This is a genomic window from Stenomitos rutilans, assembly GCF_059505485.1.
In genome coordinates this window covers 248,390-268,130 of sequence record NZ_JCACKR010000090.1, presented here as the reverse complement: position 1 = coordinate 268,130, position 19,741 = coordinate 248,390, and the positions used below count along the sequence as shown (strand labels likewise).

General features: G+C 52.5%; 12 protein-coding genes and 1 tRNA gene. 5 read left to right on the top strand and 8 right to left on the bottom strand.

Annotation, left to right across the window (positions count from 1 at the left end; all coding sequences use genetic code 11):
* Window positions 1-154 precede the first annotated feature (154 nt).
* Window positions 155-829, top strand: a complete 675-nt coding sequence (locus AC5JLP_RS17285; protein ID WP_496069172.1) for an FHA domain-containing protein — start codon at window positions 155-157, stop codon at window positions 827-829.
* Between the two features lie 230 nt (window positions 830-1,059).
* Here the strand turns inward: AC5JLP_RS17285 and ahcY are convergent, their stop codons facing one another.
* Window positions 1,060-2,346, bottom strand: a complete 1,287-nt coding sequence (ahcY, locus tag AC5JLP_RS17280) for an adenosylhomocysteinase (RefSeq protein WP_496069171.1) — start codon at window positions 2,344-2,346, stop codon at window positions 1,060-1,062.
* 449 nt (window positions 2,347-2,795) lie between these two features.
* On the opposite strand from ahcY, the gene AC5JLP_RS17275 reads away from it, so the two are divergent.
* The 4 genes from AC5JLP_RS17275 (at window position 2,796) to AC5JLP_RS17260 (ending at window position 7,441) form a co-directional block, all read left to right on the top strand.
* Window positions 2,796-2,877, top strand: a tRNA-Leu gene (locus tag AC5JLP_RS17275).
* Window positions 2,878-3,170: 293 nt separating this feature from the next.
* The gene (locus AC5JLP_RS17270) at window positions 3,171-4,484 is read left to right on the top strand and encodes a hypothetical protein (RefSeq protein ID WP_496069170.1); all 1,314 of its coding nucleotides are present in this window, start codon (window positions 3,171-3,173) and stop codon (window positions 4,482-4,484) included.
* A 172-nt stretch (window positions 4,485-4,656) separates the two neighbouring features.
* The gene (locus AC5JLP_RS17265) at window positions 4,657-4,854 is read left to right on the top strand and encodes a hypothetical protein (protein ID WP_496069169.1); all 198 of its coding nucleotides are present in this window, start codon (window positions 4,657-4,659) and stop codon (window positions 4,852-4,854) included.
* 184 nt (window positions 4,855-5,038) lie between these two features.
* Window positions 5,039-7,441 (top strand): BamA/TamA family outer membrane protein, encoded by a 2,403-nt coding sequence (locus AC5JLP_RS17260; protein ID WP_496069168.1) that lies wholly within the window; start codon window positions 5,039-5,041, stop codon window positions 7,439-7,441.
* 176 nt (window positions 7,442-7,617) lie between these two features.
* On the opposite strand, the gene AC5JLP_RS17255 is transcribed toward AC5JLP_RS17260, so the two are convergent.
* From AC5JLP_RS17255 to AC5JLP_RS17225, 7 genes are all read right to left on the bottom strand, one after another.
* The gene (locus AC5JLP_RS17255) at window positions 7,618-8,682 is read right to left on the bottom strand and encodes a pentapeptide repeat-containing protein (RefSeq protein WP_496069167.1); all 1,065 of its coding nucleotides are present in this window, start codon (window positions 8,680-8,682) and stop codon (window positions 7,618-7,620) included.
* 218 nt (window positions 8,683-8,900) lie between these two features.
* Window positions 8,901-9,476 (bottom strand): chemotaxis protein CheW, encoded by a 576-nt coding sequence (locus tag AC5JLP_RS17250; RefSeq protein WP_496069166.1) that lies wholly within the window; start codon window positions 9,474-9,476, stop codon window positions 8,901-8,903.
* Between the two features lie 492 nt (window positions 9,477-9,968).
* Window positions 9,969-13,031 carry a hybrid sensor histidine kinase/response regulator gene (locus AC5JLP_RS17245; protein WP_496069165.1) on the bottom strand — a complete coding sequence of 1,021 codons (3,063 nt, stop codon included), beginning with the start codon at window positions 13,029-13,031 and terminating at the stop codon, window positions 9,969-9,971.
* Between the two features lie 140 nt (window positions 13,032-13,171).
* Window positions 13,172-17,206 carry a GAF domain-containing protein gene (locus tag AC5JLP_RS17240; RefSeq protein WP_496069164.1) on the bottom strand — a complete coding sequence of 1,345 codons (4,035 nt, stop codon included), beginning with the start codon at window positions 17,204-17,206 and terminating at the stop codon, window positions 13,172-13,174.
* Between the two features lie 68 nt (window positions 17,207-17,274).
* Window positions 17,275-17,784, bottom strand: coding sequence for a chemotaxis protein CheW (locus tag AC5JLP_RS17235; RefSeq protein ID WP_496069163.1), 510 nt, complete (start codon window positions 17,782-17,784; stop codon window positions 17,275-17,277).
* Between the two features lie 4 nt (window positions 17,785-17,788).
* Window positions 17,789-18,166 (bottom strand): response regulator transcription factor, encoded by a 378-nt coding sequence (locus tag AC5JLP_RS17230; protein WP_496069162.1) that lies wholly within the window; start codon window positions 18,164-18,166, stop codon window positions 17,789-17,791.
* A gap of 134 nt (window positions 18,167-18,300) precedes the next feature.
* Window positions 18,301-19,374, bottom strand: a complete 1,074-nt coding sequence (locus AC5JLP_RS17225; protein WP_496069161.1) for a response regulator — start codon at window positions 19,372-19,374, stop codon at window positions 18,301-18,303.
* Between the last annotated feature and the right edge of the window lie 367 nt (window positions 19,375-19,741).

The following is a 19,741-nucleotide window of genomic DNA, read 5'->3' as shown; positions in this document are numbered from 1 at the left end:
TCAGACATTCTCCAAACCCTGTCACTTGTTCGATACTCGTGACAGTTCAGCTTCTGTCCACTGCGGGGCAAGTTGCCGTTAGACTACGATGGCTGCCAGGGCACTCTAACCTAAACCGAAACGGTCGTTACACACCCATTGTTTAGAAGCGCAAATGAACTCAAACCTTAGCTCATTTGAAAATCAACGGCAGCCAGCAGCACCGCAGCCTTTAGTAGACTCACCCTTGGTAGCCACATCCGTAGCACCGTCAGCACCGTTCGATCTGTTTGCCGACGGAGATGATGCTTCGTTAGCCAAAGCGGCAACGTTAATGATGGACTTGCCCGCAGGCCAACCAAAAGTCGAAGCGGTGGAGACAGCTTCCGAGCCGCTGAAGTATATTCAGGGTGTGGTACAGGGGAAGCAAGCGTTTATCATCACCAATCTGCCAGATGAGTCTCAGACATTGGCCCAACCTCAGATGGTCTGGACGATCGGGCGTAACCGAGAAGCCGCTATTCCGTTGAAAGACCGGGCCATGTCCCGTCGCCATGCGGTGCTTCTGTACATGCAAAATGTAGGCTTTCAGTTGATTGACCTGAACAGCATGAATGGCTCCTTTGTCAACGGTGAGCGGATTCGGCAACGTCGTATTCTCAAAGATGGCGATCGCATTCGAGTTGGTAGCATCAACTTTACGTTCTACGTCAGCCACCGATCGCGCGCCCTTGATGCCATTCACCCTGAAGTGCTTGCTCGCTTTAATACAACCGAACCCCGCTCTGCGACGTTCATTGATTACGCCGAACTTGAAGACCCAGAGGTGCTGTTTAAAACGCGGAAGTAGCTAAAAAGGTAGAAGGTAGAAGAAGTTGTTAGTTGTTGGTTTTTAGAAGGAAGTTAAACAGTTGACGGCTGATAGCTCTTTAACTCAAAACTCTTAACTCAAAACGCCCTACCACCCACTCTCCACTCCCCACCTCCCTAAAAAATCCTGCCCCAGACGTTGCCAGAGCAGGATAGTAAATTCACGCTAGTCAGGCTAGCAGTCAACCTTTGTGCAGGTGCTTGGCGCAATCAAGTTCCCGATGTCCAGGAGTTGGTGTACTCAATCTGCTCTGGAGTGAGAGAGTCGATCGCGATACCCATTGCCTGAAGCTTAAGGCGTGCAATTTCCTTGTCAGCTTCCACTGGAATTGAGTGGATGCCGGGTTCTAGCTTGCCTTTGTTGGTAACGAGGTATTCACACGCAAGTGCCTGGTTCGCAAAGCTCATGTCCATCACAGCGCTGGGGTGTCCTTCAGCCGCAGCCAGGTTAATCAAGCGGCCTTCGCCCAACACGACGATCGACTTGCCACTCTTCAGGCGATATTCTTGCGTGAAGTTCCGCACGTCTTTCACTTCGGTAGTCTGTGCGCCGAGTGCTTTGAGATCAATTTCAATGTCGAAGTGACCAGAGTTGCAGACGATCGCGCCGTCTTTCATAGCTTCAAAGTGCTCACCGCGAATCACATGCTTGTTACCTGTCACGGTGATGAAGATATCGCCATGTTTTGCCGCCTCTGACATGGGCACCACGCGGAACCCGTCCATCACGGCTTCGATCGCCCGTACCGGGTCAATCTCAGTGACGATGACGTTGCCACCCATGCCACGCGCACGGAGGGCAGTACCCTTACCGCACCAGCCATAGCCTGCTACGACGATCGTCTTGCCTGCCAGCAGAATATTCGTCGCACGAATAATACCATCTAAGGTCGATTGTCCGGTGCCATAGCGGTTATCAAAGAAGTGCTTGGTGTCAGCATCGTTCACATTTACAGCCGGGAAGGTCAACACACCCGCTTTGAACATGGCGCGTAGGCGCACGATCCCGGTAGTGGTTTCTTCGGTGGTGCCAATCAGTTCAGGAAGCTGCTGCTGACGCTCTTGCACCAGCGTTGCCACGACATCACACCCATCATCCACAATAATGTTGGGGCGGTGATCCAGGGCAATTTGCACATGACGAAGGTAAGTTTCGCTGTCCTCACCGCGCTGAGCAAAGACCGGAATACCATAGTCGGCTACCAGGCTGGCTGCCACATCATCCTGGGTAGAAAGCGGGTTGCTGGCAATGAGCACAGCATCTGCACCACCGTTTTTGAGCGCGATCGCCAAATGTGCTGTTTCCGTTGTGATATGGCAGCACGCAACCAGACGAATACCGCTAAGGGGCTTTTCTTTTGCAAAGCGCTCCTGAATTTGCCGCAAAACTGGCATCTCTCGTCCTGCCCATTCAATCCGTTGCCGTCCCAAAGGCGCGAGAGACAGGTCTTTGACTTCGTATTTTTGTTCTGTCGGGCGAACAGGAGTAGCAGTCATAAATAAATTCCTTGAAATTGAATAAAGCAGGCTAGATTACTCGAAGACTAGCATTTCAGCCAGAGCAATCGCCCGTTAACGGTAGCCATTTACAACAGCGAATCGCATCAGTTTAAGCCCTGCATGGGTGCACATCTTGAATTCTTTCAAGAGTGTAAAGAGGACCACTACAACCTTAAGCGATGATTCGGAATTCATCAAACGTGCCAGCAAAAGCAGGAAATGGCAGCCGCTAGAACGTCTCCTTGGACGCAAAACGGCTGGACAATGAGCTTGAGTTGGCTTGCGACCAGATAGCTCTGGCATTGTGACGGGCGATGGTTAAGGAAAGATTACCTGAGCCGTACTACAAAACGCAGCAATTGCTTTAATAAGCCTGAACCGTCCTCATGTCGAAAACGACGCGCGATCGCAAAGCATGCTTTTGCTATAGTAGTTAAGCCAGATAAGCGGATGTGGCGGAATTGGTAGACGCGCTAGATTTAGGTTCTAGTTTCGTAAGAAGTGAAGGTTCAAGTCCTTTCATCCGCATCAGAAAAGCAAGCGGTCACTCAATGATCTTGGGTAGCACGAAACAGAGTCGCGTTCATCGGGGGGCTATTGGAGTGTTGTTGCTGAAGCGATCTTAGGGTCACAAGTCGCAAACCTTAAATCTCGGTCTACGGGACAGAGCGATACAGGGGCAAGCGAAGACACCGGAGAGCAGGGCAACGGTTAGACGCAAAGCAACCAACGTGTGGTGACTGTCCTAGCCGTGATTCCTCCCAGATGGAAAAATGTAGCTTCTATACTGGAGAGAGAATCGGTTTTTCAGAGGCACAAAGATGGCTCCGAATCCCACCATTATGCAGGCGGTGGAACGGCTTGATTACCGGGTCACCGTTGGCGATGTTGCCAGTCAGGCAGGGTTAAACGTAAACGTGGCGCAGCAGGGTTTGTTAGCGCTGGCCTCCGAAGCAGGTGGGCACCTCCAGGTCGCAGAATCCGGTGAGGTCGTTTACTTGTTTCCGCAAAATTTCCGTGCGGTGCTGCGTCAAAAATATTTGCGGTTGCAGCTTCAAGAATGGTGGAACAAAGTTTGGAAAGTGCTGTTCTACTTAATTCGGCTTTCCTTTGGCGTTGTGCTGATGGTTTCCATCGCGCTGATTTTGCTGACGATTGCGTTCATTGTGGCCGCCGCCAGTGCAGGTCGTGATGGGGACGATCGCCAAAATTCTGGTGGTGACATCTGGATGCCAAATCTATGGTTTGGGCCAGATTTCTTTTGGTTCTTCTCCCCGAACTATTATGATCAGCCGCAGCGCGCCACCCTTCGGCGTTCACGCTATGACGAAAAGCCCCAGTTGAACTTTTTAGAGGCCATCTTTTCCTTCTTGTTTGGAGATGGCAACCCTAATACCGATTTAGAAGAACGACGCTGGCAGGCGATCGGCACCGTTATCCGAAACGAGCGTGGAGCCGTTGTTGCGGAGCAAATTGCACCTTATCTCGACAACATTGGTCAAGGCTACAGTCGGGAATACGAGGAGTACATGCTGCCTGTGTTAACTCGCTTTAATGGGCAACCGGAAGTTAGCCCTGAAGGTGATATGGTCTATCATTTTCCGGAACTTCAAGCAACAGCCACCCAAACTCATCCCAAGCCTGTTTCAGCCTATTTTCAAGAATTTCCGTGGCGCTTTAGTCAGGCGAGTTCAGGGCAAGTGATGCTGGCGATCGGGTTGGGTGGTGTCAATTTGGTGGGCGCATTAGCCTTGGGCAAACTGTTGGCGGGTGGTGCGGCAGCGGCTGCGTTGGGTGGCTTGGTGGCGTTTGTACAATCCATCTACTGGCTGCTGCTGGGCTATGGTTCTGCATTCTTAGCGGTGCCATTGGTACGCTATTTTTGGATTCAATGGCGCAACAGCAAAATTGCTGCACGTAATGAAGCACGTCAGGAGTATGCGGTGCAGTTGAATCGAGCGAATGCCAAGCTCCAGGGAAAAATGGCGTATGCTCAACAATTTGCCACTGAGATGGTGATTGGCACTGACGACCTGGCGTACACAACTGAGCGCGATCTGTTGGAGCAGGATGTGGAACAGACTGACAAAATTGATGCCGAGTGGCAGCGTCGCCTCAATCAAGGACAGACGTAGCTTAACTCTATGGTTGAAGACGTTTAAGTTTGAACAGACATATTTTCGCCGCTGCAAAGGATCACAGCGCGTTTATGAACCGTGTTTAACTCTTCACAGAGCCAAGCGTAAAGCGATTCGCTATACGGCAATACTGGGAGTATAAATTCTCTCATACCGATAAGTTGACGCTATGAAAATTCAGCTTGGAGATATTCTGACGGCTGAGAATGGAACGTTCTATCGCGTCATAGAGTGCAGCGGAAATGTGATTTCGCTGAAGCGACTGAACGGCTACACGTCTTTTTCTTGCAATCTTGCGTTTGCCGAAGCTCAGTTCCAGTTTGTGCAGCCACCTTCATCGACTTATAGCCGCTCTACCTACGCGTAATCTCCCTACCCCATAGCTTTGCTCTGAGCTCCCTACTATATGTAGTGTTGTTCTACATTTTTTTGTAAAGAACGTCGTAATTACGGGGTAAGCGTGCAAAATGTTAAGAGCTAACTTGGCAGGGCGTCCATTTTCCCTATAGCATCGCTATCAAAGCAGCTAGGGCGATCGCCTCTGACTTGGTTTGAATGCTCTATCGGTTATCCGCAACGTGACGTTAACGCACCTACAGATACTGACAGCCTGTACGCTAGCGGCGATCGCCACTTGCGAAGGGGTGCATACAACCAGCGCCAGCGCCAGCGCTCCGCCTTCATCAGCCAGCCGCAGCCAGCCAATGCGCAACACCATCGCTCAGGCAAGCACGGCTCCTGCCAACGTACCGAGTGAGACGACTGCTGAGGCTCAGACGACAACAGCCAGCACCCAGTACTATCAGGACTATGAGCCGATCGCCCCAGTACCGCAGGCGACTCCGTCCTCTGAACCCTCGATCTCGCCCCCCAACCCTGCACTGCCTGTTGGGTCTGATCAACCCGCCATCACCTTTGGTGCGCCTCTATCGCCTGCTGCACCAGCAGTACCAGCGTCGTCATCCACGTCCACACCGTCCTCAACCTCGATCAATACCCCAGTTTGGGTTGTCCCGACCCAGCAAGCGACGACCCCTGACAGTACATCCTTGCCTGAAACCGCACCAGAGACCTTACCAGATAAGGTAACAGTGCCGCCGCTGCCGTCTACCACGCCAACCGCGATCCCCACAATCCCCAATACGACACCTGTGCCTACCCAACGTGCTCCTACAGGCACGATCGTTCCGCCTAATCGGGGAGTGCCTGATCTGGTGGTAACCGCTACCGATGTGCAGGTTGTGGGAGTGGAGGCAGAGCTACAGCAAGTCGTTCGCAACACAATTAAAACCAAACCTGGTGGTGGGACGAGCGGTAGTCAGCTAAAACAAGATGTTGCCGATATTTTGGGTACCGGGCTGTTTGCGAATGCCAGCGTCAGCAGTCGTACCAATCCTCAAGGGCTGAGTGTGGTGTTTCAGGTTGAACCGATCGTGGTGCGATCGCTCCAACTCGCTGGTGCACAAGCCTTGACGCTGGAGGTTGCCAATCAGTTATTTGGCGAACAACTGGGTGCGGCGGTTAAGCCTTCTCTGCTGAATGAAAGCGTCAGGCGGATCAACGAGTGGTATGCCCAAAATGGCTACACCCTGGCCCGCGTGTTGACTCTACAACCCACACGAGAAGGCGTTGTCACCGTCGAGGTCGCTGAGGGCTACATTGGCGATGTGCAGGTGCGCTTTGTAAATAAAGAGGGTAAGCCTGTTGATGACAAGGGGCAGCCCATCAAAGGACGTACCCAACCAGACTTCTTGCGTCGTCAGATTAAGCTGCAACCAGGGCAGGTATTCCGTAACGATGTGGCCCGTGCTGATTTGCGACGACTTAGCGAATTGGGCATTTTTGATGGGGCCACCGTTTCCTTTGAAGGGGATGCACGGCGGGTCGCAGTGATTTACAACGTGCTGGAAGCGTCCGCACGGCGGGTCAACTTTAGCGGCGGGTATAACGACGAGCAGGGCTTATTCGCCTCTATTAATTTTCAGGACAACAACTTTGCGGGCTTAGGGCAACGGTTTAGTGCCAATGTTCAGCCTGGAACACTTGATACGCAGTTCGATGCCCGCTTCGATAGTCCGTATCGTGACACAGACCCAAGTACACCAGGCTATGGTGCGAACTTTTTTCGACGGCAGGGTCTTTCTCAGGTCTTTGATGATGACATTAAGCTGTCCAATGGCAGCCGTGTCCGAGAACGCAAGATTGGTGGCGGCATTAATGCGACCAAGCCGTTAGGCCCAACCTGGAAAGGGACGGTGGGACTGAATTATACAAACGTGAGTTTGCGTGATCGCGATGGCAATGTCTTCGCCAGAGATGGCAGAGGCAATCCCCTTTCACTCAGCGGTACGGGCATTGATGACTTGACAACCCTCTCGTTTACAGCGTTTCAAGATTTGCGCGACAGTGTGGTTAACCCCAGTCGTGGCTCGGTTTTAACGCTCAGCACAGAACAGTCACTCCCGATCGGGCGTGGTGAAGCACTGGGTAATCGATTACAGGCCAATTACGCCTCCTTCATCCCAGTCAATCTCATCAAAGCAGGAGCAGACGCGCAACTGCCCCAAGTCTTTGCCTTCAATCTTCAGGGTGGCACCACGATCGGTGACTTAGCACCTTACAACGCTTACGTACTGGGCGGCCCTAATTCAGTCCGTGGGTATGGCGTGGGAGATGTGGCGACCAGCCGCAGCTATTTTCTCGCATCGGCGGAGTATCGCTTTCCCATCTACCGCTTTATTGGTGGCGTTGTGTTTACCGATTTTGCCTCTGATTTAGGCACTAGCGATGAGGTGTTAGGCGAACCAGGAGTTCAGCGCCGTAAGCCTGGAACAGGTGCGGGTTTTGGCGTGGGCGTGCGGGTAAATTCACCCTTTGGCATCATTCGCGCCGATTTTGGCATCACCAATCAAGGCGACACACGCTTGCAGTTTGGCTTTGGTCAGCGGTTCTAACCTCAGGGAGGAGAGAGGGGCAGGGGGCAGAAGGTAGAAGGTAAAAGCAGAAGGTAGGAGTCAGGAGTCAGGAGTCAGAAGTCAGGAGCAGTTTGAGTTAATTCAGCCTCTAGTCATTCTGTTCTGCCTTCTGGTAACTTTTTCATCCTTTAGCCTTCCTTCTACCCTCTGCCTTCTTACAGTCCCGGCGTATCTAAAAGCGCATCAGGCAACGCAGTGACTTGTAGGTCTGTGCCAGTCAGGGTGGCACCGCACAGGTTGGTTTCGGTTAAATCTGCGCCCCACACATTTGCATCGGTCAGGTTTGCGTCGGTCAGGTTGGCTTGCGTGAGGTTTGCGCCCCAGAGATCGGCAGCAGAGAGATTTGCCCCAGTCAAGTCGGCTTCGGTCAGGTCGGCTCCTGAGAGTGATACGTGACGCAAATCGGCATAGTGCAGCACCGCGTGGGGTGCAATGAGGTATGCGCCGTGCTGTTCAGGACGGTAATCAAGGGGGAATTGAGTGCGGCTGTCGTAAACGGCTCCTTGTAGCGTCGCGGACTGCAAGGTGGCAGCGCTGAGGTCGGCACCAAAGAGGTTGGCTTTCCGCAAATTTGCGCCTGTTAAGTCAGCATCTGTCAGCGTAGTGCCGCTTAAGTCGGCGCGTTGCAGGTTTGCCTCAGTCAGATTTACCTCGGTCAGGTTGGCTCCACTAAGGTTGGCCTGTTGCAGGTCAGCTTCCTGTAAGTTGGCCTGTTGCAAGACGGCTGCACTGAGATTAGCCTGACGTAAACTCACTCCGAACAAAGCAGCCTGTTGTAAATTGGCGTGTCTGAGATCGGCATCACTCAGGTCAGCGCCGCTGAGATCGGTGTGGGTGAGGATAGCGTTCTGCAACACACTTTTGGGTGCAATCAGGTAGGCGTTGGCGATCGCAGGGTCGAAGCCTTCAGGAAAGCGAGTCATCCGATCGTAGAGCGCTTGTTGCAAGTTCACAGCGTGCAGGGTAGCGTCGCTTAAATCGGTCGATCGCAAATCGGCGGCTGTCAACGTTGTCTCTACCAAATTGGCTCTGGTCAACTTGGCCGCTTTGAAACTGGTGCCAGCCAAATTCGCTTCACTGAAGTCAGCGTCACTGAGGTCGGCTTCCCAAAAATCAGCGGCTGACAAATCGACCTGTCTGAAATCAGCCCAGCTTAAATCGATGCCACTAAAATCTCGTTCGCCGATCGCGTAGTGTTCTAACAGGGTTGCAGCATTCATAGCGGAGTTATTAGCTGTTGGACTTTAAACCAGTTTTGAGTTTTGAGTTTTGAGTTACAGAAGCTTTGTTTCATCACTCTTTGAGGTTCTTGATCTGCAGCCTAATTAAATAGAAATGGTATTAGACAAGGAACTGGACAGTTGTCTGCTGATGTCTGACGGCTGACGGCTGATCGCTGACCGCTGTTTAACTCAAAACTCAAAACATCCCTGCCTTCTCACCCTGGAAGCGCTATGTTTTCTTGCGGCGGCAGAGTTGGTTGCAGTTGCAGGAGCTGATCGAGGTTCAGCAGGAAAATGGGTGGTTGCTCTGAGTCGAGAACGATCAGGCATTTAGCGCAGCGCACCTGTCCTCCAGCGAGGTAAGTAGGGGAGAGTGGCACAAAGGCGGATTCTGGGACGCGGCGTAGGCTGGGTTGGGTATCAAGCGGGAAGCCGATCGTTGTTTCAGCGCTAGTTTGCACCAGTAAAAGTAGTGGCGTCGCCGGTGAAAGTTCAGCATGGTTAGTAGGGTGCGAGGATGCAGCCTTACCCGGTAGCAATGGTTGACTGCCAGTACCAAAGATGCGCCGTTGGATGTCGAGGACAGGAATTTCTCGGTCTTGGTACAGTGCCAGACTGACATCTGTGCCGTTACCAGCACCGTAGAGCTTGCCTAGCGGAATGACTTTTTGGGCGACGTGAATGGGTAAGGCAAACCACTCTTGACGCAGGCGAAAGACGATGAGTTGGTGAGTCACTTCGGCTTTGCGCGCTCGGAGTCGTTGTGATTTGGGGGAAAGTTGGAGGGACATGGGGGAGGGGAGTGAGGGGTGAGGGGTGAAGGCTAAAGGATGAAGGATGAGGGCTAAAGGATGAAGGATGAGGGATTAATTTTGGTGCTTGGGTATGAAGGCTTCGTGTTTTATGCTCTAAGCTTCGTCGGTAATGGTCTGAGGTTCATCGGTGATGGTTCGAGCTTCGTCGGTGATGTTCTAAGGTTCAAAGAAGACGATCGCGTCACACGCTGCACTCCGAAGACCTGTTTAATCGAATGTCACTGAAACAAGCTGCTACCACCGATCGAAAACATTAGTATAGGACTTACGCAAAAGCGATCATCTTTCGCCCCCTAGCCCCCAATGCTGGGGGAACCGAGCCAATTAAAGCCCCCAGCATTGGGGGGTTGGGGGCAAATGCGTAAGTCCTATAGTATTTTGTAGAGTGAGCACTGCCGACCCTCCTTGAGTTAGTACCATTCCTCTTTTACCCTTCATCCCTCATCCCCCTCTTCCCCATCCCCCTTCCTACACCTTCACCTCGCCTTTAATCACGCGTTCTAGCGTTTGCAGCAAATCATGTTCGTTATACGGTTTGGAGAAGTATGCAGTTGCACCCAGGTTCATTGCCAGTTGACGGTGCTTGTCGCCACTGCGGGAGGTCAGCATCGTGACGGGAAGATGTACCAGTGCAGGGTTTGATTTGACTTTAGTGAGAAAGCCATAGCCATCCAGACGGGGCATTTCGATGTCACAAATGACGGCCTGCACGGATAGTCCGGCCTGAAGCTTTTCGAGCGCATCCTGACCATCTTTTGCCTGTTCGACCCGGTAGCCTGCTTTCTCTAGCGTCAAGGCGAGGAAGCGGCGCACGTTGATGGAGTCATCAATGACGAGGATTTTGGCGGCGGTTTTAGAAGGTAAGGGGGGGCGGGAGGCACGATCGCCCGCAATAGCAGGCATGGCAGGCGGACTGGGCGGAGTTGCTAAACCGGAGCGTTCGCAGCTTGTGATCCAGTGGAGCAGTTCGGGGACGTTGACCAGAGGGACGACGCGACCATCTCCCATAATGGTGCAGTTGGCAAAGCCTGCTGGTAGAGACAGTGTGCCTTCGATGCGGCGAATGGCAACTTCTTGCTCACCCCAGCAGCGATCGACCTGTAGCCCAAACAATTGTGTGCCCTGGCTCACCATTAAAACGGTGGCTTCGTTAATGCTGGGTGGCGATTCCAGCGCATAGGGCTGCCGTGGGCAATTGAAGACCAGCCAGCGAGCTAACCGAATCAACTGTACCAGCGTGCCGCCCCAGTTGAGGACCTCGCTGCCAGCCGTGTTAATGACCTGCTCTGTCTGAAGCAAGATCAGTTCGCCGATCGCATCGGCAGGCAGTGCTAGCAACATGCCGTTGCTCTCAACTAACAAGACGCGCACCACTGAAAGCGTAAAGGGCAGCGAAAGGGTGAATGTGGTACCAAGCCCCGCTTTCGTATCGACCGCAATTTCGCCCCGCACTTGCTTGAGGTTGTCACGTACCACATCCATCCCGACACCGCGACCAGACAGTGAGGTCACCTGATCGCTGGTGCTAAAGCCCGGTTCAAAAATGAGGGAGAGCAGTTCTTGGTCACTAGCAGCCGCTAGTAAGGACGGATCTAGCCCCATCTGCTCGGCCTTAGCGCGCACTTTATGAATGGGAATGCCACCGCCATCATCCCGTACCGTAATAAAGGTGCGGTTACCGCGATGGTTCGCTTGAATTTCGATCGTTCCTTCTTCAGGCTTATTGCGAGCACGGCGCATTTCAGGATCTTCAATGCCGTGGTCGAAAGCGTTACGGATCAGGTGCATCAGCGGATCATTAAGCGCCTCTAGGATATTGCGATCGATCAGGGTATTGCTGCCGTTGAGCTTGAGCTTGGCTGGCCTGCCGTACTGCAACGCCAGGTCACGGATGGCACGAGGAAAGCGATCGACCACATCTGACAGTGGGCGCATGCGCACCTGCGTGAGTCCGGCTTGCAGGTGCTTTGCCGTTTTGTTCAGTTCGCGCGCGGTTTGCTCTGTGTCGTCTAGGTTTAGCTCAATGTCGCTGGTGACTTCCTGAATTTGAACGATGGTTTCCATCATTTCCTGCGACAGCAGATGATGTTTGCCGTAGCGATCCATTTCCAGACTGTCAAAGCGGGTGTCGGAGTGGGGAGTGGGGAGTGGGGACGTGCTTTGCCTGGATTCTGGTAAGGCAGGGCGGAGAGCGAGTAGCTTAAAGTCGCTGCTTGCGCGCGGAGTTGCCTGATCGTAGAACGATCGCAGGCGGGCATTGGATTGCTCCAGAGAGCGAACCCGACGCGTCAGGGTATGGGTCATTGAGCGCATCCGCTGGATATACATATCCATCCCATTGCGCTGGATTGCCAGTTCACCCAGCAAGTCGTTCAGTTGATTGAGTTGTTTGACGGGCACTCGCACTGTCGCATTCGAGTCTTCCTCTGGTGGGGCATTCACGTCTGTGTTTGTGTCCAACACCCGAAAGTCGGTGGCTTGCGATTCGGTGTTCACTGGCTGCTGCCGTGCCAACGATTGGACTGGCTCTGGCGTGGCATGCACCGTCTCGTCTGCGCCAGATTCCTGACCTAACTGCACCTCGGTCAGCGGCACATCGGCCAGTGGCACATCGGCTAGCGGCTCCTCAGAGGGGAAGAAATCAAAGCTGTTTGCGTCTTCGTGCCAGGTGTCAAAGGCATCAGGTGAATCAATTGCCTCTGCGTCTTCGTGCCAGGTGCCTGCGTCTGTAAGGTTTTCCGTCTCGTCAGGTGCCAGGTTGAGCGCTTGCAAATCGATCGCGGTGGGTAGGCGATCGCACGCATCTGCCAGTACGAGGGTTTGTGAGTATCGCCAGGCCTGCAGCGTTGACTGGGCGATTGTCTCTGTGCGATCGGGCGCTACATCAAGGGCCTCAGTGACCGATCGACACAGGCTAATGAAGGCTTCAAGCTGAAGCATTTCGCCCAGTCCGCCCAATTCTTGCGCCAAAATGGTCAACTCTTCGCGCAGGCAGGGCTGAGCGGGGTTGGATAGTACCGCTTCCAAGCGCTGAAGGCACCCTTCAACTTCCGTTTCAAACAACAGCGCAATTACCGCCTGCCCATCACTGTCAGGCGAGAGAATCGAGGCAGCATCTTCTGCCTGTGGTTCACCCAGACGATCGTACAGTTGATCGAAAATAGGGGTTGCATGGGCGGTGAGCCAGTCTGCTTCAAGCGGAACATGCTGTCGATCGCAGGTGACCAGGTGCCGCAAGCAGTCGATCGCTGCCAGCAAAAGCCGTTCCAGATCCAGATCCACTTCGATGGACTTCTGAATCTTCAGGACTTTGAACGAATCTTCCAGGCGGTGCGACAGATCGCTCAGCGCCAAAAAGCCCATCATGCCAGCCCCACCCTTAATCGAGTGAGCGGCCCGCAGTGCTGCATTAATCTGCTGTATATCAATGCGACTGCTTGACAGTCCCAGAACGGATGATTCTAGAAGGTCTAGATACTCTTGCGCCTCATCGAGAAACTGCCGCCGGATTTCGAGTTCTTTGTCCTGCATGACGCTAGGTAGTTGTTAGTTGTTAGCTGTTCGTTGTTAGACATCAAGCAGTTTTGAGTTTTGAGTGCTGAGTTTTGAGTTGTGCGGAAACAGCTTGCAACTCGAAACTTAAAACTCAAAACTCAAAACTCTCCAATCCCTCATCCCACTTTGAACGTGCCGACTGATTCCTGTAGCTCTTGGGCGACTTCGACCGTTTGACGGAGTGCGCTGGATACCTTTTGAGACGAGTCGAAGGTGCGTTCAGAGACCTGCACGACATCGCGCATGAGGGCCGCGATCGCATCTGAGGTTTGCGTTTGAGAAACCGTCGCGTTAAAGATCGACTGCACCAGGGTATCGATTTGGCGTGAAACGTCCAGCAGTTGTCCCAGGCTTTGTTTGGCATCGCCGACGAGCCGTGTTCCTTCGACAACCTGCGTGGTGCCAAGCGACATGGCTTCCACGACTTCACTGGTTTCGCGCTGAATGTTGTCTACAATCTGCTCAATTTCTTGGGTGGCGATCGCAGAGCGAGCCGCCAGTTCACCCACTTCTTCAGCTACCACTGCAAAGCCCTGACCTTGCTCTCCAGCACGGGCCGCTTCAATGCCTGCGTTGATTGCCAGCAGGTTGGTTTGCAGGGCAATCTGGTTAATCAGCGACACCACTTTGGAAATTTGTTGCGAAGATTCACCCAAGCGTTTCACCTTCTTTGCCGTTTCGCCGATCGTGTCTCGTAGCGCCAGAATGTTCTGCACGGTCAAATCCATTGCATCTTCTCCAGCTTCAGCCGTTGTGGCCGCCGATCGGGTCACAGCCGCCGCCTGACGTGCACTTGTAGCAACTGTCTGAATCGAGTTGACCATTTGTTCGACTGAATCCAGCGTGCGGGTGGTTTCAGCGGCCTGCTTGGAGGCTTCTTCCGCCAGTTGTTGAATGGCGTATTCATTTTGACCCAGCGAGGCGTTAACCTCCAGCGCAGAAGTTTTTACCTGGGTGACAATCTGCCGCAAACTTTCCACGATCGAGTTGAAGAAATCTGCCACTGTACCGATTTCGCCCGCTGTGACTTCGGCACGCACCGTCAAATCGCCGCTGGCTGCTCCTTCAATGTCGCCAAGCAACTGCACTAGCTGCATCTGAAGGGCTTCGGTTTGCAGTCGTCGTTCTTCAGACAGCGTTTCTGCACTCACTTGTGCCCACTCTTTCTCTTCAAACACTCTGGCTTGCTCGATCGCAAACCCAAGCTGAATCGCCACCTGTTTGAAGAAGTTGAGTTCGCCTTCCTGCCACTGACGGGGTTCAGCGCATTGATGGGCCACCAGCAGACCCAGCAGTGTGCCTTCCACCAAAATCGGCGCAACCAGATTTGCCTTGACCTGGAAGGGGGCAAGTTGATCGAGATGGCAGTTAGTCAACCCCGCCGTATAGATGTTTGCCGTTGCCTGCACGCGTCCTTTGCGATACTTCTCGACATAGCTTTGGGCAAAGCAGGGGTCAGCAATCTGGGCACCCAGGGCCACTGGAAACCCTGGCGCTATGGATTCAGCCACGATCGTTCCCTGCCAGTTTTCATCAAATAAGTAGATGAGCGTGCGATCGACTCCCAGTGCATCCCGCGTCCCTTTGAGGGTGGCGTTGTAAATCTGCTGTGGATCAAGGGTTTCGCGCATCCGTGAGGTGATTTCGTTGAGCTGACGATCGAGTCTGGCTTCTTCTTCGCGTTGTTGCAGTAGTTTTGCTTGCTCGATCGCAAAGCTAAGCTGAATCGCCACCTGCTGAAAGAAGTTGATTTCGCCTTCCTGCCACTGACGGGGTTCAGCGCATTGATGGGCAATCAGCAGACCCAGCAGCGAGTCTTCGACCAGAATGGGCACAACCAGATTTGCCTTGACCTGGAAGGGGGCAAGTTGACTGAGGTGGCAGTCGGTCAGGCCAGCGTCGTGGATATTTGCCGTTGCCTGCACGCGTCCTTTGCGATACTTCTCGACATAGCTTTGGGCAAAGCAGGGGTCAGCAATCTGGGCACCCAGGGCCACTGGAAACCCTGGCGCTATGGATTCAGCCACGATCGTTCCCTGCCAGTTTTCATCAAATAAGTAGATGAGCGTGCGATCGACTCCCAGTGCATCCCGCGTCCCTTTGAGGGTGGCGTTATAAATCTGCTGCGGATCAAGCGTTTCGCGCATCCGAGAGGTGATTTCGTTGAGTTGACGCGCTTGTCTGGCCGCAATTTCTTGCTGCTTGAGCAAATCAGCCTGATCCAGGGCATAACCGATCTGGGCAGCCAGTTGGCTAAAGAAGTCGATGTCAGACGGTTGCCAGTTGCGGGGGCCTGAGCATTGGTGAGCGCAGACCAGACCCATCAGTCTGCCATTCACCTTGATGGGTGCTACCACATTCGCTTTTACCTGAAGACGCTCCAAAATTTCGCAGTGGCAGTGGCTCAAATTACTGTAAGCAATATCGGTAGTGTGCCAGACGCGTCCACTCTTGTAGCGTTCGATCGCCCCGTCCACTAGTGGATCTTCAATGGTTTGCCCCAGAGCACGTATCCAGCCACTACCAACCGATTCAGCCGTAATGATACCGCTCTTATAGTCATCGTTAAAGCGGTAGATCAGGACACGATCGACCTCTAAAAACTCGCGGATTTCATCCACCCCGGTTTGCACAATGTCATCAAAATTGAGCGTCTGACGAATTTTGACCACCACGTTACTCAGCAACTCTGACTGTTGTGCTTGCAGGTCGCGCTGCCGTCCCTGGTTAGATAGGGCGGCTTCAGAGCGCACAATACTGTCTGCCATTGCATTGAACGCAATGGTTAGTTGCCCCACTTCATCTAACGAGGAGACTTGAGCACGCTGGGTACGATCGCCATCAGCAAACGCCTGGGTAGCTCGTTCCAGGTTCTCTAGAGGCCGCAGCACCAATCGTCGGAAGGCGGCTGACCAGAGCGCAACGACTACCAGCGTCAGCACCAGCACCACCGCTTCTTGCCGCAAGCTGTTGGAGATCAGTCCATTGAGTCCGTCTTCTAGCGCGCCTCTGACCAGAATTACAGTGGGCTTGTCGCCAAAGGTAGATGCTGCACCATCAGGCGTTTCTACGGTTTGCTCAGGAATAGCCTTAGCGGCGATCGTGTAGGCATGATCCCCAATGTTCAGCCGCTGTGTAACCGTACCCCCTCTGGCGGCGGCGGCCTGTGCCAGCAGGTCTGTCTTAGGGAGCGTCAGTTTAGTGGGAGTATTGGCCTTAGTATCAGACGGCACCTTGTTAAGGGCAGTTGCCACTGTAAACGACCCATCAGGCTGACGGGCATACACAGCGTTGTAGCCGCTGCTAATGTCTTCCACGGTCGAGAGTTTAGCATTTACCATGTCACCAAACACCAGTGCTCCAACGATGGCTTTGGTGTCCGGGTCTTTGACGGGTGTCACCACGTACCGTACCAGCACATCCTGTTTCTCCAGACCACTGGGTAGCGAAGGTGCCTCTTTCGCCAGTTCAGACCAGGGTACAATGGCGCTTGCCTTGATCTGAGCAGGCGTTTTCAGCACTTTGCTGACTAACCCATTGGGGTCAAACGTTTCGCCCTGGCGATCGGCATTGGCATTTGCCACAATCCGCAAATCTTTATCCACCAGCGTGGCGTACTCCATTTTGCGGGCTTTGACTTCGTTTCGCAAAAGCTGCCGTGCCTGGGCTGACAGATCCGCATTCAACTTACCGCTCTGAGACTGAGTGCGTGCAGCATTAATCAGCGTGGTGTTGTCAGCTTGCCCCCGTGAGCCATAGCCTATCTGGTCAAGCTTGCTGTTGTAGCTAGTTTCCGCAACGGAAACTTCTGACTTGGCCTGCTCTAGTAGCTGTGTCCGCAAACTGCTGGTCAGTACAAAGATAGACCCAAGACCCAGACCCAAAATGGGAACCAGTTCACAGACAATGAGCGCTAGGGCCTGCTTGCGACCGATCGGCAAATTGCAGAACAATTGGATCAAGAAGGGTCGGCGTTTAACCAGCGTTGGCGTTGGCAGGAAATCAGCCTCCAGTGCCTCAGGCTGATCCGCTGACAGGCTACCACGATCGCGCAGCATCTCGCCGCGAGAATCGCCATTCAGTTGATTTGTGCCATTTGGGTGCGAGTTTCGATCTGTTAAGTGGTTCGCAGCATCAATTCGGTTAACCATAGGGCAGGCATCTCAAAGTACTAAGGGGAGAAGGATCGCAAACTGCTGAGTAAGATTTTGAGCAACACTTACGGTAGATCGGACGAATTATGAAAAACGGGTGATTGAAAAACGCTCGGAGCATCCAGCACAAACCAGATCTCTTGCTCTTGCAAGACACATCCCCGCAGATACGTCAGCACGCTGGATGGCACATGGCTGGGTGGCGGCTGAATCTGGTCAGGTGTCATCCACACCATGCCTTCTACCTGCTGCACCACAACGCCCAGCGACAGATTGCCCGGACGAATGATGACCAGAGAGTGCTGCTGGGTATTCAAGTCGAGCGCTGGGGTGCCCAACATTCGCGTCAAATCGACGACCCAAAGCACACGGCTGCGGCGGTTCATCAACCCAATAATGCAGGCAGGCATGTTTGGCATGGGCGTGAGGCGATTGGCCGACAGCACCAACACCTCCTGTACCTGCTTCATGGGCAGCACGATCGGCGTTTGAGGGTCGAGCAAAAACTTGAGGTACGCCTCTCCCAATGCATGAGGCTGGCGGTTTTTAGGCAGGGTCAATGCTGATACTGTCATTGGCTCAACCCACGATCGCTTTTACAGCTCGCACCAGTTGTTCACGGGTGAAAGGCTTTGTGACATAGGCATCAGCTCCTTGCTTCATCCCCCACAGGCGATCGATTTCTTGATTTTTAGAGGTGCAAATAATGATGGGAACGTTTTCAGTCACCGGATGTTTCTTCAAACTGCGGCACAGTTCAAACCCACTCATACCGGGCATGACAACATCCGTGATAATGACATCGGGCTTTTGCTCAACGGCTTTATTCAACGCTTCTTGGGCGCTCACAGCATTGATCACGGTATAGCCACTTTCGCGTAAGTAGTGGCTCATCAGCTCTCGTTCCGACGGGGTGTCTTCAACCACCAAAATCGTGATCATCAGCGTTAAACTCATACAATTCCTCTTCGTAATCTGCGAACGATGTAGGTGTTAGTTGTTAGTTTTTAGTAAGCCAGTCGTTAGCGACCTGGAATGATGCAGCGTCCTTTCTCTTCTAAGCACCAAAAACTAACAATTAAAAACGGGTACTAACAACTAAGGTGTTTGAATACAATTTTGAGCAGTTCTGATTGTGTAAATGGTTTTGTGAGGTAGCCCGATGCACCAACAAGTTTCGCCTTGGCTCGATCGATAAAGCCCGTGTTACCAGTCACCATAATGATGGGGGTATTTCTAAAGGTTGGATGTCGCCGTAAGAGGGAACATAGTTCATACCCATCCAGATTTGGCATCTCCACATCCATCAGTACCAAATCCGGTTTACTACGAACAACTTGCATCAGTGCTCGTACTGGATCATTCACCATGACAATGGCAAAGCTTGTATCATCCAGAAAGCTATTAATTGCTTGCAAAACGGTGGGGCTATCGTCAACACACACGATCGTATACTGAGCGGTAAGCGATTCCTTTTCAGGCGATTTAACACCATTTCTAGAGCTTTCTGCCGTAGTAGAAACAGGCGCTTGATCTGTCAAATTGCCGGGTGCTACAGGGGGCTGAAGCACTTTTGTTTGTGATACAAAATTAGGACGCTGATTGGGTGATGGCAGCGATGGCTTCACCGATCGCTGTTGTCGTACCCGCTCCTGACAAAACTCAACTAGAGGGCGCAAGTCAAGCCGATAAAAGATGGGAAACTCATCGAACTTCTCTTTCTCAATCAATTCATAACTGCCCTCCTGCACCGAAAGAAACGATTCGATGACTTCCTTAGCCAACTCTTCAATGAGACTCGCCATCTGCTCAGAGGTCAGATGCTGCTGTTCTACTAACCAGCAAAGAGCACGATAATCCGTACAGATTTTCGATCGCATCTCTGGAGCACTTTCAAACAAGAGGCGCACCTGTACCCGCACAGCGCTCACCAGGCTTGGCGCTTGTCGGCTGATTTGGCGCAGGTGGCGATCCAACCGTTCAAAGCGATCGACGGAATAGGATGCATAAATTAGTTCGCCTTGATCAAGATAAATCGACCATAGTGCTGCATTGCTAGAAACTCGCAAACAGCCACTAACCTGACGGCTTTTAGCTTGCGCTAAAAGGCTTAAAGGATGCAATCGTTGAGAAGGTTTATGGTCAACCATAGACATGGTGTTCATGATAATCGGCTCTGATGCGTTCAAAAAGATCAGTGGAAGAATAAAATTTCATCGTTAATACAGCACAGCCTGATAGACGGCTTCAGGACAATCAATGGCAATTAAGCGCTTAAAAGGGCAAATACGTTTGCTAAATGTTTTCAACTAAAATATCTGCAGACTAGATGCATACTCAGTGCAAAGATGGAAAAAATAAACTTTCTGCTTCAAGTAATGCGGCTGAACAGAAGTCAATCGGCTGTGCAGGAAGACTTTGAGAACTACAAGCCTCGTTGCTTCAGTACTTTTAGCTGTTAACCCCTATCGAAAAGCACCGCAAAAGGAGCAACCATTCATTCACATAGGGACAGCAACCTTTATAATTCAC